Source organism: Aeromonas sobria (genome assembly GCF_050266975.1).
GTDB classification, from domain to species: Bacteria; Pseudomonadota; Gammaproteobacteria; order Enterobacterales; family Aeromonadaceae; genus Aeromonas; species Aeromonas sobria_B.
On the sequence record NZ_JBKISU010000150.1, the window covers coordinates 1 to 253 of the forward strand.

Sequence of the window (253 nt, forward strand, 5' to 3'; positions counted from 1 at the left end):
TGGAACAGGACGGTTCATCTGACATCAGAGTACGTGCACTGAGGTGTCCGGAATCGGTGTACACGCAAGCCGGAATCAGCGTTCATTTTAAACCGGAATAGGTGTTCATTTTCGACCGGAATATGCACTGTCGCTTGATGATGCGAAATGGGTGCTCCACCTTGGCCCGGATGCTGGCTTTCATGTATTCGATGTTGATGGCCGTTTTGTTCTTGCGTGGATGCTGTTTCAAGGTTCTTACCTTGCCGGGGCG

Annotated in this window: 1 pseudogene; it reads right to left on the reverse strand. The window is 51.0% G+C overall.

Annotated elements, in window-relative coordinates:
- Positions 1 to 88: 88 nt before the first annotated feature.
- Positions 89 to 253 (reverse strand): annotated as a pseudogene (locus ACLHZ1_RS20875) (IS5/IS1182 family transposase); the annotation flags it as partial.